At 74.7% G+C, this 12931-nt stretch carries 9 protein-coding genes; 8 read left to right on the forward strand and 1 reads right to left on the reverse strand.

Translation table 11 applies throughout. The features are described from left to right. Nucleotides 1-8 precede the first annotated feature (8 nt). Nucleotides 9-1268 (reverse strand): MFS transporter, encoded by a 1260-nt coding sequence (locus tag R2B67_RS18895; protein WP_317819699.1) that lies wholly within the window; start codon nt 1266-1268, stop codon nt 9-11. A 116-nt stretch (nt 1269-1384) separates the two neighbouring features. Here R2B67_RS18895 and R2B67_RS18900 point away from each other — a divergent pair, with 116 nt between their 5' ends. The 8 genes from R2B67_RS18900 (at nt 1385) to R2B67_RS18935 (ending at nt 12915) form a co-directional block, all read left to right on the forward strand. Then, on the forward strand, nt 1385-4840 hold the full coding sequence (locus R2B67_RS18900) for an AfsR/SARP family transcriptional regulator (protein WP_317819700.1): 3456 nt from the start codon (nt 1385-1387) through the stop codon (nt 4838-4840). A gap of 112 nt (nt 4841-4952) precedes the next feature. Further along, nucleotides 4953-5975: an endonuclease/exonuclease/phosphatase family protein gene (locus R2B67_RS18905; RefSeq protein ID WP_317819701.1), complete on the forward strand. Its 1023-nt coding sequence runs from the start codon at nt 4953-4955 to the stop codon at nt 5973-5975. 84 nt (nt 5976-6059) lie between these two features. Further along, nucleotides 6060-6770, forward strand: coding sequence for a two-component system response regulator CseB (gene cseB, locus R2B67_RS18910; protein ID WP_030571077.1), 711 nt, complete (start codon nt 6060-6062; stop codon nt 6768-6770). 63 nt (nt 6771-6833) lie between these two features. Continuing rightward, entirely contained in the window at nt 6834-8138 is a 1305-nt protein-coding gene (locus R2B67_RS18915; RefSeq protein WP_317819702.1) for a sensor histidine kinase, read from the forward strand. A gap of 117 nt (nt 8139-8255) precedes the next feature. Next, nucleotides 8256-9245 carry a D-alanyl-D-alanine carboxypeptidase family protein gene (locus R2B67_RS18920; RefSeq protein WP_317819704.1) on the forward strand — a complete coding sequence of 330 codons (990 nt, stop codon included), beginning with the start codon at nt 8256-8258 and terminating at the stop codon, nt 9243-9245. A gap of 370 nt (nt 9246-9615) precedes the next feature. Continuing rightward, nucleotides 9616-10179: a hypothetical protein gene (locus tag R2B67_RS18925; RefSeq protein WP_317819706.1), complete on the forward strand. Its 564-nt coding sequence runs from the start codon at nt 9616-9618 to the stop codon at nt 10177-10179. 140 nt (nt 10180-10319) lie between these two features. Next, nucleotides 10320-11612, forward strand: coding sequence for a hypothetical protein (locus tag R2B67_RS18930; protein WP_317819708.1), 1293 nt, complete (start codon nt 10320-10322; stop codon nt 11610-11612). A 1-nt stretch (nt 11613) separates the two neighbouring features. Then, nucleotides 11614-12915 (forward strand): hypothetical protein, encoded by a 1302-nt coding sequence (locus R2B67_RS18935; RefSeq protein ID WP_317819709.1) that lies wholly within the window; start codon nt 11614-11616, stop codon nt 12913-12915. Nucleotides 12916-12931: the final 16 nt, after the last annotated feature.

Here is a 12931-nt window from a genome sequence, read left to right on the forward strand (position 1 = left end):
CGAGGTGTTCATGCCTGGGCGACGGGCGCCGGGGCCTCCGCCACCGGCCGGTGGGCGGGGAAACCGGCCTTCCGGGCGTGGAGCACGACCGCGAGCACCGGCAGCAGGAGCAGCAGGACCGTCCACGGGAAGGACGTGCTGCCGAGGGTGTCGAGCAGGATGCCCCCGGCGATGCCGCCGCCCGCCATCGCGACGTTCCAGAGCGTGACGAGCATCGCCTGCGCCGCGTCGGCGGACTCGCCGCCCGCGTCACCGACGGCCGTCTGGAGGAGGGTGGGCACACCGCCCCAGCCGAGCCCCCACAGCACGGCGGCCCCATAGACGAGGGCGGTGGTGTCGGAGAGGACGGCCAGGAGCAGCGAGGCGACGGCGACGAGCAGGGCGCCGCCGACGGTGAGGCCGCGCAGCCGACGGTTGATCTGCGCGCCGACGATCCAGATGCTCGCCAGCGAGGCCGCGCCGAAGACCAGCAGGATCAGACCGGTGTGCCCGTCCAGGCCAAGGTCCTTCAGGTACGTGGCGATGTACGCGTACAGGATGGTGTGCGCCAGCACGAAGACCAGCGTGACGAAGAGGACCGGGGAGACCCCCGGGATGGTCAGGGTGCGCAGCAGCTTCGGCCGCTCGCCGCGCTCCTGGCCGGCGAAGTCGGGTACGCCCGCGAAGATCCACACCAGGAGCACGACCGTGAGCACGGTCATCGACAGGAACGCCACGCGCCAGCCGAGCCAGTCGCCGAGGAAGGTTCCCGCGGGCACGCCGAGGGAGAGCGCGACGGGGATACCGGCCATGGCGATGGCCATCGCTTTGCCCTGGAGGTGTACGGGGGCCAGGCGGCGGGCGTACCCGGCGAGCAGGGCCCAGGCGAGACCGGCCGCCACCCCGGCGACGAACCGCGCCACCATCGTCAGCTCGTAGACGGACGACAGGGCCGTCACGGTGTTGGCGAGGGCGAACCCGGCCATCGCCGTGAGCAGCAGCTTCCTGCGCCGCCAGCCCGCGGTGGCCGCGGTGAGCGGGATCGCGGTCAGGGCGGTGCCGATCGCGTAGACCGTGACCGTCTGGCCGGTCGCGGACTGGCTGACCCGCAGGTCCTCGCTCATGGCGGGCAGCAGACCGGCGGGGAGGGTCTCGGTGAGGCAGGTGATGAAGACGGCGGTGGCGAGGGCGAGCAGGGCGAAGAGCGGAAGCTTCTGCCGCTCCTCACCCCCGCCCTGGGGGCCCGGTACCGAGGTGGCGGCGGGCGCCGTGTCGGGTGTGGTGCTCATGGGGTGTGCTCCAGGTTTCCGGAGGGGGAGGGGAACGACACTGCGCCCGGCCGCTTCGGGGAACCTTCGGGAAACCTTCGGGGGGGCCGGTTCCCGGCACCTGTACGGTGGCGGCCATGCGGTTTGGGGTGCTCGGGCCACTGGTGGTGTGGGACGGCGAGGGACGGGAAGTCAGGGTCCCCGAGGCCAAGGTCCGGGCCCTGCTGGCGGATCTGCTCGCCGACGACGGGGGACCGGTCTCCGCCGACCGCCTCATCCACGACCTGTGGGGCGACGCGCCCCCGGGCAGGCCCACGGGCGCCCTCCAGGCCAAGGTCTCCCAGCTGCGCCGGGCCATCGGCCGCGACCGGGTGGTGCGCCAGCCCCCGGGCTACCGGCTGCGGTTCGACGACGGCGGCGACGAGGTGGACGCCGTACGCTTCCGGGCCCTGGTGACACGGGCCCGCCCCGTCCAGGACCCGCGCGCCCGGGCCGCGCTGCTCACCGAGGCCCTGGAGCTGTGGCGTGGACCGGCGTACGCGGACTTCGCCGACGCCCCCTTCGTACGGGCGGCCGCCCAGCGCCTCGCGGAGCAACGGCTCTCCGTGCTGGAGGAGCAGGCGCAGGCGCGCCTGGAGGCCGGGGACCACGCGCTCCTTGCCGGGGAGCTCGCCGACCTCGTGGCGCTCCACCCGCTGCGGGAGCGCCTGGTCGGCGTCCGGATGAGGGCCCTGTACGCGACGGGCCGCCAGAGCGAGGCGCTCGCGTCGTACGAGGACCTGCGCGCCCGGCTGGCCCGGGAGCTGGGGATCGACCCGAGCCCTGAACTGGCCGCGCTGCACGGGGCGGTGCTGCGACAGGAGCCGGGGCTGAGCGCGGAGCCGTACGGACACGGATACGGGCACGGGTACGGGTACGGGTTCAGGGCGTCGACTCAAGCACACGCCGCCACACCCGCGACCCACGCAGTGAACACCGCACCCACCACACCCGCGACCCACGCCGTGAACACCGCACCCACCACACCCGCGACCCACGCGCCGAGCACCGCACCCACCCCCACCCCCACCGCCCCGCCCTCCCACTCCAACCTCCCCGTCCCCCTCACCCCCCTCGTAGGTCGCCGCCAAGCGCTCGCCGACCTCTCCCAACTCCTGGCGAGCACACGGCTGGTGACCCTCACCGGCCCCGGCGGCGTCGGCAAGACCCGGCTCGCCGTCGCGGCGGCCACCGCCGAGCGGGACAGCGCGTCGCAGGCCGGCGAACTGGCCGACGGTGTCTGGCTGGTGGAGTTCTCCGGCATCCGCACCGGCACCCCCGCCGACCTCGCCCAGGTGGTCGCCGCCACCCTCGGCATCCGCGACGACGCGCCCCGCTCCCTGCCCGGCACCGGCACCAGCCCCTCCACGACCACGACCACGCCCTCCCTCCCGCACCGCCTGGCCGCCGCGCTGCGCGACCGCCGCACCCTGCTCGTCCTGGACAACTGCGAGCACGTCGTCGACGCCGCCGCCGAACTCACCGACCTCCTCCTGCGCACCGCACCCGGCCTGCGGGTCCTGGCCACCGGGCAGGAGCCGCTGGGCCTCGCGGGCGAGGCGATGTTCCTGGTCGAACCGCTGCAACCTGCCGACGCGGTCAGGCTGTTCATGGAACGGGCCGCCGCATCCACCCCCGGCTTCCCGCGCGACCCGGGCGCCCCGGACGAGCCCGAGCGCCGGGCGGTCGCCGAGATCTGCCGCCGCCTCGACGGGATCCCGCTCGCACTGGAGCTCGCCGCCACCCGCGTACGGGCTCTGGGGGTAAGGGAGTTGGCGGTACGGCTCCACGACCGCTTCCGGGTCCTGACCTTCGGGCAGCGCGGCGCCCCGGCCCGCCAGCAGACGCTGCGCGCGGTGATCGACTGGAGCTGGGAGCTGCTCGGCGCCCCCGAACGCACCGTCCTGCGCCGCCTCGCCGCCCACACCGACGGCTGCGACCTGGCCGCCGCCGAGGCGGTCTGCGCGGGGGAGGGTGTGGCCCGGGACGAGGTGCTGGACCTGGTCACCCGGCTGGTCGACCGGTCGTTGGTGGTGGTGGCGGCCGGGCCCGCCGGCCCCCGCTACCGGCTTCTGGAGTCCGTCGCGGCGTACGCGACCGAGCGGCTCCACGAGATGGAGGACCCCACCGCCGTACGGGACCGGCACCTCCTCCACTACCGGGCGCTGGCCGAACAGGCCGAGCCCCGCCTGCGCGGCGCCGGGCAGCGGCCCTGGCTGGCCAGGCTGGACGCGGAGGCGGGCAACCTGCGGACGGCCCTGGACGAGGCGGTGCGCAGGGCGGAGGCGGGCGAGCCGGAGGAGGCCGTCCGGCTGGCCACGGCCCTCGCCTGGTGGTGGCTGCTGCGCGGGCGCCTGACTGAGGCCCGCCGCAGCCTGGGCGCGGTGCTGGCCGTGACGGACGGCCCGCCCGAACTCTCCCTCCTCCACGCCGCGTTCGCGCTCCTCACCGGGGACCCGGCCGCAGCCGCCACGCCGAATGACGCCCAGGGCCCCGCCCCCGCGCCCGAGGCGATCCCCGACCCCGTACGCCGGGGCCGCGCGCTCTGGCTCTGCGCGTACGGCCTGTTCAGCGCGGGCGACGTGACCGGCAGCGGCGAGCTGAACACCCGTGCCCTCACCCTGTTCACCACCGCCGAGGACCGATGGGGCACCGCCGCCGCACTCGGCCTGCGCGCGACGCTCGCCCTGGTCGGCGGCGACCTCAGCGGCCTAGGCCGGGACGGCACGCGCAGCGCCCAGATCTTCCGCGAACTGGGCGATCGATGGGGCGAGTTGCAGACGGTCTCCCCGCTCGCCGCGCTGGCCGAGATCAAGGGCGCGTACGAGGGCGCCGAACGCCGCCAGCACGAAGGGCTGCGCATGGCCCGGGAGTTGGGTCTGGAGGCGGAGGTGTCGGCCCGGCTCTCCGGGCTCGGCCGGCTCGCGCTGCTCGCCCGCGACTTCGGCCGCGCCCGCGACCTGCACGAACAGGCGCGCCGGATCGCCGCCGAACAGGGCTACAAGTACGGGGAGATCCACTCCGAGATGGGCCTCGCCCTCGGCGCCCGCCGCTCGGGCGACCTCGACGGCGCCGAGGCGCACCTGCTCCACATCCGCGACGGCTACGCCGACGTCTCCTCCCCGGCGGGCGACCACCTGCTCCTGGCCGAGCTCGGCTTCGTCGCCGAGCTGCGCGGCGACGCGCACACTGCGGCGGCCCACCACCTGGCGGGCCTGGAGATCGCCCGCACCCTCGCCGAGCCCCGCGCCCTGGCCCTCTCCCTGGAGGGCCTGGCCGGTGCGGCCGCCCTGCCCGGCGATGCTGCCGCCGCCACCCGGGCGGCCACCCTCCTGGGCGCGGCGGCGGCCGCCCGCCACCGGGCCGGGGCCCCGCTGCCGCCCGCCGAACGCGCCGACGTCGACCGCATCAGCGTGGCGGCGCGGGCCGCGCTGGGGGCGGCGGCGTTCTCGGAGGCGTACGAGAGGGGCGCGCGGCTGGACCCGGCGGAGGCGGGCCGCCAGGCCCGTACGGCACCAACGGCACCAGGGGGTGTCCGGCCGATACGCAGCTGAAACAGACCCGCGCGGTCCCCGAAGCACGCCCCTGACCGCCCGGAAGCGCGGACCCCGGACGCTGGGGGCGTACCCGACCTCCGGTGTACGCGACCGTAGGGAGACCCGTGCCGTGCTGACCACCGAGGAGGAGCCGAGCACCGGGGCCGACGCGCCCACCCCGATCAAGGCGGCCCCCACCCCCACCCCCACCCCGCCCCAGCGGGCCCCCGGCCGCCTCCTCGCCCTCGTCGCCCTGCTCTCCGCCGCCCTCATGGCCCTGCACGCACACCTCCCCAACACCGCCCTCAACCTCGGCAGCCTCTTCCAGACCCTGCTGCCCTGGACCGGCCTGGTCGTCCCCGCCCTCCTCGCCCTGGCAGCCGTGCGGCGCTCCCGGCTCGCCGCCATCGCCGTACTCGCCCCCGCCCTGGTCTGGGCGACCCTCTTCGGCCCCACCCTCACCGACAAAGGCAAAGACAAAGGCACGGGCACGGGCGCCACCGGCCACGGCCTCACCGTCCTCAGCCACAACGTCGACGAGGCCAACCCCGACCCGGCCGGCACCGCCCGCGCCCTCGCCGGGGCCAAGGCCGACGTCCTGGCCCTGGTGGAGCTGTCCGAGGAGTCCACGCCCGTCTACGAGCGCGAGCTGGCCGCCGCCTACCCGCACCACGCGGTGCTCGGCGGCGTCGGCCTCTGGAGCAGGCACCGGCTCACGGCGGTCGCGGAGGTGGAGATCATGCCGTGGACCCGGGCGATGCGGGCCACGGCGGCCACCCCCGAGGGCCCCGTCGCCGTCTATGCGGCCCACCTCGCCTCCGTACGCGTGTCGGGCGCGGGCTTCACCACGGCCCGCCGTAACGAGGCGGCCCGCGCCCTGGCCTCCGCCGTACGGGCGGAGCCCGCGCCCCGGGTGGTGGTGCTGGGCGACTTCAACGGCACGTACCAGGACAGGGCCCTGGCCCCGGTCACCTCGCAGCTGCGCTCGGCCCAGCGGGAGGCGGGGGACGGCTTCGGGTTCACGTACCCCGCCGGGTTCCCGGTGGTCCGCATCGACGACGTCCTCGTGAAGGGGATGGATCCGCGCGCGTCCTGGACCCTGCCCGCCACGGGCAGCGACCACCGCCCGGTGGGGGCGACGCTGAGGTTCTGACCTGAGACGGCAGGCGGCCTACGATGCGCAAAGCACCCCATTACTCCCACCCCACGATCACTCCCCCACGACCAGGCAGGAACCGTGCCGGAACCCCGGGTCCCCGACCCCGTCAACGTGCTCGTCGTCGAGGACGACGCCACGATCCGGCGCGCCGTCCAACTGGCCCTGGAGCGGTACGGCTACCGCGTCGACGTGGCCGCCGACGGCCTCAGCGGACTGGAGGCGTTCCGGGCGGGCACGTACGACCTGCTGATCCTGGACGTGATGCTGCCCGAGCTGGACGGCATCGGCCTCTGCCACCGCATCCGCGAGGAGAGCCTCGTCCCGGTGCTGATGATGTCCGCGCGCGGCGATGCGCTCGACGTGGTCGCGGGGCTGGAGGCGGGCGCCGACGACTACGTGATCAAGCCCGTCGACACCCCCGTCCTGGTGGCCCGCATCCGCGCCCTCCTGCGCCGCGCCACCTTTGCACCGTCCCAGAGCCCGCCGCCGGATGCCCCCGACCACCTGCTGGTCTTCGGCGACCTGACCGTCGACACCCTCGGCATGGAGGTGCACCGCGCGGGGGAGCCCGTACCGCTGACCCCCACCGAACTGCGCCTGCTGCTGGAGTTCGCGGCCGCGCCCGGTTCCGTACTCGACCGCCGCCGGCTGCTGCGCGAGGTGTGGGACTACGGCTGGGAGGGCGATACCCGGGTCGTCGACCTGTGCGTGCTGCGGCTGCGGAAGAAGATCGGCAGCGGCAGGATCGAGACCGTACGCGGCTTCGGCTACAAACTCGTCCGCACCTGACCGCCGACCGACCGCCGACCGACTGACCGCGACCGCCGACCGCCGACCGACCGACGGATCACCATGGGCCTCCTCAACCCCCGCGCCCTGCGCTGGAAGATCGCCGCGCTCGCCGCCGCCGCCTGCTGTGCGGTGGCGGCGGTCGTCGGCTTCCTGGTGCACGACGCCACCCGCGAGCGCGGACTCCGCGTGGGCCACGAGCGCACGATCACCCGCCTGATCGCTGCCGAGCGGGAGCTGAGCCGTACGGGGAAGGCGCCGCCGGACGTCGACGTACGGACGCCGGAGGAGCTGCCCGAGCCGTTGGCGCGCGAACTCGCCGACCAGCCGGAGACCGGGGGCGAGTACGCCACCTGGTACGACGCCGATCCGCCCAACTGGTACTGGATGTGGGGCGCCGCGGCCGTCGGCGACGACCGCATCCTGGTCGTACGCGACGACATGAGCACCGAGGTCCGCAGCCTCCAGCTCCTGGACCGCTCCATCGTGAAGTCCGTCCTCGCCGCTCTCGTCTTCGTCGTCCCGCTCGCCGCCCTCGCCACCGAGCCGTTCAACCGTCGGCTGCGCCACGGAGCCCGTACCGCCCGCCGGATCGCGGACGGGGAGCTGGACGCGCGGATCGGCTCCGCCGGGCGGGCCCGGGACGAGATCACCGAGATGTCGGCCGCCGTGGACGACATGGCCTCCGCCCTCCAGCGCAAGCTGGAGAACGAGCAGCGCTTCACCGCCGACGTCGCCCACGAGCTGCGCACCCCGCTGATGGGCCTGGTCACCGCCGCCGGGCTGCTCCCGGAGAGCGACGAGGCGACCCATCTCGTACGGGACCGGGTCCGGGCCCTCAACGCCCTGATCGAGGACCTGTTGGAGATCTCGCGGCTCGACGCGGGCGCCGAGCGGGCCCGGCTGGACGCGGTGCCGCTGGGCGAGCTGGTGGCGGACGTGGTGCGGCGTACGGGGACGGAGACCCGGGTGACCGCCGGGGCGGCCGGGACGGTGGAGACCGACCCGCGCCGGGTGGAGCGGATCGTGGTCAACCTCGTCACCAACGCGCACCGCCACGGCGCCGCCCCTGTCGAGGTCACCGTCACCGGCGCCCGGATCTCCGTACGCGACCACGGGCCCGGCTTCCCCGCCGCCCTGCTCGAACAGGGCCCGCAACGCTTCCGTACGGGCGCCACCGAACGCGGCCGGGGCCACGGGCTCGGCCTGACCATCGCACAGGGCCAGGCCGACGTCCTCGGCGCCCGCCTGACCTACGCGAACGCACCGGACGGTGGCGGGAACGAGGGCGGCGCGATCGCCACGCTCGACCTGACACCGCTCCCACCCGGCCCAACCGGCGCTCCCAGCCCGTCCCGTACCGCCTGAAACGGAACCGCAACGCACTCTCGCGGCGGCGGAAACAGCACCGCGCCGGACCGGAAGAGGGGCCCCGCGAAGGTGAGATCCGTGCGGGAATCGCACGCATTCTCCCGGAGGTGCCCCATGACCGACTTTCGTGCTGCTGCCCGCCGCTCCCTCGTCGTCCCGCTCTCCGCCGCCCTGGCGCTCGCCACCGGGATGGGCACCTGGTACGCGCTGGACGGCGGCGGCCCTCTGACCGGCCCGGGCGGTGCCGCCGCCGCGGGTTCCGGGCCCGGCGTCGCGGCCGTGGCCAGGTCGCTGCACCTGCCGTGGCCCGCCGAGGGCCAGACGAGCGTGGAGGTCGAGGGGATCGGCGGCCTCGGCACCCGGGGCGAGCAGCGGCCGGTCCCGATCGCCAGCGTCACCAAGGTCATGACGGCGTACGTGATCCTCAAGGACCACCCCATGCGAGCGGGCGCGCCCGGCGCGGCCATCACCGCCGACGAGCAGGCGGCGAACGAGTCGTACTCCTCCGTCGAGACGACCGCCCCGGTCCTCGCCGGCCGCACCTACACCCAACGCCGCCTCCTGGAACTGATGATGGTGCCGTCGGGCAACAACATCGCCCGGCTGATGGCCCGTTGGGACGCGGGCGGCGAGAAGGCGTTCGTGGCGAAGATGAACGAGGCGGCCGCCGCCCTCGGGATGGGGCGCACCACGTACACCGGGGTGAGCGGGATGGAGACCAGCACGCGAAGCACCTCGGCCGATCAACTGCGCCTGGCCCGAGCCGCGATGAAGGACCCGGCGTTCCGCGAGATCGTGGCCACCCGCACGGTCGAGGCCCCCGGAGCCGGGGTGACGTTCCGCAACACCAACAAGCTGCTCGGCCGGAACGGGGTCATCGGCCTGAAGACCGGCTCGTCCACCCCGGCGGGCGGCAACCTGGTGTGGGCGGCGACGCAGGAGATCGCCGGTGCGCCGCGCCTGATCCTCGGGGTCGTCCTGCACCAACGCGCGGGCACCACCCCGGCCGAGGGCAGCGCGGCCGCCCATGAGGCCAGCCGCGCCCTGATCACGGAGATCCGCGCCACACTGCCGGACGCGGTAGGCCGCGGCCAGGGGGCCTGAGGAGTGCCCCCGCGTGGCCCAGCTGCTCCGAGCTGCCACCAAGCCGCGCCGAGGGGCCGGGGGCCGTCACGCGGGCCCCGTCGCTCGCTGCTGGGGGGCGGCTCCGGCCGCGCTCGTCAGCGGGGTGCGATTGCCTGTGTGTGCCGTGTTCCGGAGCCCCCTCACCCGGGGTAGGCATGGCGTGACGTACGCGAGGCCGCCACCCTGGGGTGGCGGCCTCGCGGATGGCAGGTCGATGACCGGGGGTGAGGCCGTTGCGCCGGAGTCGGGCGGGGGCGGAGTGGTGGGGCGGGGTTCGGTGGTGAGGGGGGAGCGGGGCGGCCCGGGGCTGCTTCCCGTGGGCACGGCCAGGAGGGCGCTCCGCAGCGCTGTGAGAGCCGTCTACGAGGGGCCGTTCGCCGCTCCCGAGGGGGCGGCGGTCGTCCATCCCAACGGATTCGCCAAGCTTCCTGTCGCCGTGGTGCCCGACACCGGCCGGCGTCTCTTCCTGCACGTCTGGCTCAGTGACGGCGAGGACTCCCATGTCCACAACCATCGCTGGGACTTCTCCTCCATCGTGCTGACGGGCCAGTTGGACAACACGCTGATGGAGGTGGGGCCGGGCGGTGAGGGGCCCCGGTACCGGGCGTTGCGACACCGTCCCTGCGCCGGCGGCTTCCGCTTCGACGGCGGGGACGCCCCGGACGTGGAGGTCACGGCCCTGCGCACAGTGGTTCTGCCCGAGCGGTCCGCGTACGCGATGGACGCCCTCACCCTGCACCGCGTACGGGCCGGGCGGGGAACGATGACGCTGGTGGCGCGGGGCATGCCGTCCCGAGCGTATTCGGACGTCCTTCTCGACGGGCCGGTCGAGGACGGGGAGCGCCGTATGAGGACCATCGGCTCCTCGGAGCGTATGCGGTACCTGCGACGGGCGCTGGAGGCTCTTGGATGAGTCGGTTCCGGTGGGTCAGGCCTCTGCGAGTGACCGGTGATGGGCGGGGTGGTGGAGGAGCCAGGCGCACTCCGGCACCGCGGCCGCCCGGGGTGCCGGGATCGGCGAGTGACCCGTCGGCGGTGCTGCGGAGAGAGGTCGTGCTCGTCTTCGGCGTCCGTGTGCAGGGCAGTTGGCCGCCGGCCGGATACCGGCCGGGCCCGATCCACCTGTACTGGCAGCGGCCGCACAACTCCGTCCGGTCGACTGCGGAGAGCAGGATCAAGCACACCCATGAAAGCCTCGGCCCGCTGCTGTGGGACGCCGGTGTCCGGTGCCACAGGGAGTTTCCGCGGGAGGATCCGGAGAGCCCCGGGCCGTTGCTGTCCCCGGCTCCTTCGGGTCTGCTGGTCGATGCGATCGAGCTGATCAGGTTCGACGCCCACGCCCGGACCTGCCTGTCCGCGATGCGCTGCTCGCAGGCCGCCGACGCCGTCGCGGTGTTCCACGGCCGGATGCCGGCCCACGCCGCCCCGCAGGACATGGTCAAGCTGCTGCGCAACTGTGTCGATCTCGACCCCGAGCACGAAGGCGGGGCCTACCGGCGATGGGCGGAGGAGGCACTGCCGCCCGGCTATGAGGTGGCCCGGAACCAGCGCGAGGCGGTGTATCTCTGCCTGATCACCTCGCGCACCGGCCTCCCGCCGCTCAACGATTGGTCGGCCCGGCGCGGCCTCGACGTGCCCGACCAGTGGTTGCTGCACCTCTACGAGGCGAGCCAGAAGCCCGCCGACACCGACCTCGACGCGAAGAAGATCCCGCTCGTGGGCGGACTGAGCGGTGTTCTCGGACTCCGTGGCCTGGTGGCGGTGGGCACCGAGCAGGACGTCGTCACGCCCGGATACGACGTGTCGTACTACGCGGGATCCAGCTACCGCCACCGGACCGTGTACGCGGATGTGCTCGTTCTCGCCCAGCTCCAGGACCTGTTGCTCGACGCACTCGACGCGGAGGTGGAGCTGGCCGCCAGGTCGGCGCCCGACCGGCGCAGAATCTTCCGGCTCGAACGGGACCTCCTCGTCTTCCGCCGGAGCTATCTGGGCGCGGACTTCGGCCGTAAGGAGATGCCCGGGGCGATTCTGCGGAGATGGCAGACGGAGGCCGACACCCAGGCCAAGAGCCAGGCCCTGAGAGAGGACCTGACCGAACTGGCCCGTCAGGTGCAGACCTCCGAGACCGAGACCACCAACGCCATCCTCGGGCTGATCGCGGCGATCGGCCTCCCCATGGCCACCGGGCTCGCCATCTGGGCCGGACTCCCCGACGCCGGGGTGACCGCCCTGTGGTGGACCCTGCTGCCGGTGGTGACCACGAGCCTGGTGCTCATCCTCGCCGTGCCGGGACTGCGTCGGCTGACCCTCGACGCCTTCAGGCGCCGGGACCGGCGGGGCTGAGGTGGACGCCCGCACCCACGCTCACGCCCCCGGCTTTCCGCCCGGCTGCCCCGACAGCGGCGATGTCCTGCGCGCCCTCACCGCGTCCGGCACCCCGCACGAGCTGACCCTCGTGGTGGTGACCAGTGCGCTGCGGGCCGGGGTGGAGGAGGCCGGGGACCACGAACGGGGGCTGGACCGGGTCCGGGCGAGCCTGGCACGGATCGGCGCGCTGTGCGGTCCCGCCTGGTCGCCCTCGTACTACGGGAAGGACCTCGTGCTGGTCCGCCCCGGGCGGCACGACCCGGCTGCGCTCCGGCTACCGCTCGCCGTCGCCGCCGGTGGTGTGCGGCACGGATGGGCGTGGGACCGGCTCGTGCTGCCGTCCGGTGCGGAGCCGGGGTTCGCCGCGCTGCTGCGCGCCTGTTACGCCGTCTCCATGGCCGCTCGGCTGTGCAGGGACGAGCCCCTGCTCCCGGCACTGGCCCCGGCGGCGCTCGCCACCGTGCCGGGCCGGCTCACGGTACGCGGTACGGCTTCGCTGCTCGCGGGGGTGCTGGTCCGGCCGTACGGGGAGCGGGCGGCCGGGGCGGGGGAGGACCCGCGGATGCCGGGCGTGCCCTCCGCCGACGGCTGGCCCGGGCCGGCACGGGCGGCCGCCGGGGGCTGGCTGGTCATGACCGACGTGCACGACATCGAGTGGGGCACGGTGGCGCCCGACCCCACCGGAAGCCGGGGCACCGCCGGGAACGCCCGGGAACTCCTGGATCTCGCGGCCCTCTGGCAGGCGGGCGGCTCCCCGGCGGAGGTGTTTCCCGCCGCCTACCGGATCAGGCAGCGGCGTGAGCGTGAACTCGTGGATCACCTGGCGGCGTTGGCGTACGGCGTCCATGGGTTCGGTACGCTCCACGGCACCTTCGGGGACGGTCTGTGCGGGCTGGTCACCGACCCCTCGGTGCTCCGGCGCGCCCTCGCGCGGACCAACCGGGCGAGTGCCGGACGCCTGGCCAGTGGCGCGGGCGCCGCGCCCGTCGGAGCGGGGGGCATCGGGGCCGCCCGGCCCCGGGCCGCGTTCGCCCTGCACGTCACCAAGACCCTCAAGGGGACAGGCCAACCACCGGACGGAGTCCAGCTGTTCGGCGATCAGCTCTCCCGCCCGGCCGCCGAGGCGGCACTCCGCTTTCTGGACCGGATGCGCGAGGCCGGGCCGTCCGCCCCCGGGGCCCACCACCTCGACCACGCCCGCCGCCACCGGGAGCACTGGTTACGGCACCTGCCCGAGTGCTGCCGGAGCAGGGCCACCGGGCTGCTGGCACCTCCGTAGGAAAGGGGCAGCGCAC

The sequence above is a fragment of the Streptomyces cyaneofuscatus genome (assembly GCF_033109485.1).
Lineage (GTDB): Bacteria > Actinomycetota > Actinomycetes > Streptomycetales > Streptomycetaceae > Streptomyces > Streptomyces cyaneofuscatus.

Coding starts and splice junctions, on each gene's coding strand:
- R2B67_RS18895 (WP_317819699.1), bottom strand. CDS start 1,268: ATGAGCACCACACCCGACACGGCGCCCGCCGCCACCTCGGTACCGGGC.
- R2B67_RS18900 (WP_317819700.1), top strand. CDS start 1,385: ATGCGGTTTGGGGTGCTCGGGCCACTGGTGGTGTGGGACGGCGAGGGA.
- R2B67_RS18915 (WP_317819702.1), top strand. CDS start 6,834: ATGGGCCTCCTCAACCCCCGCGCCCTGCGCTGGAAGATCGCCGCGCTC.
- R2B67_RS18920 (WP_317819704.1), top strand. CDS start 8,256: ATGACCGACTTTCGTGCTGCTGCCCGCCGCTCCCTCGTCGTCCCGCTC.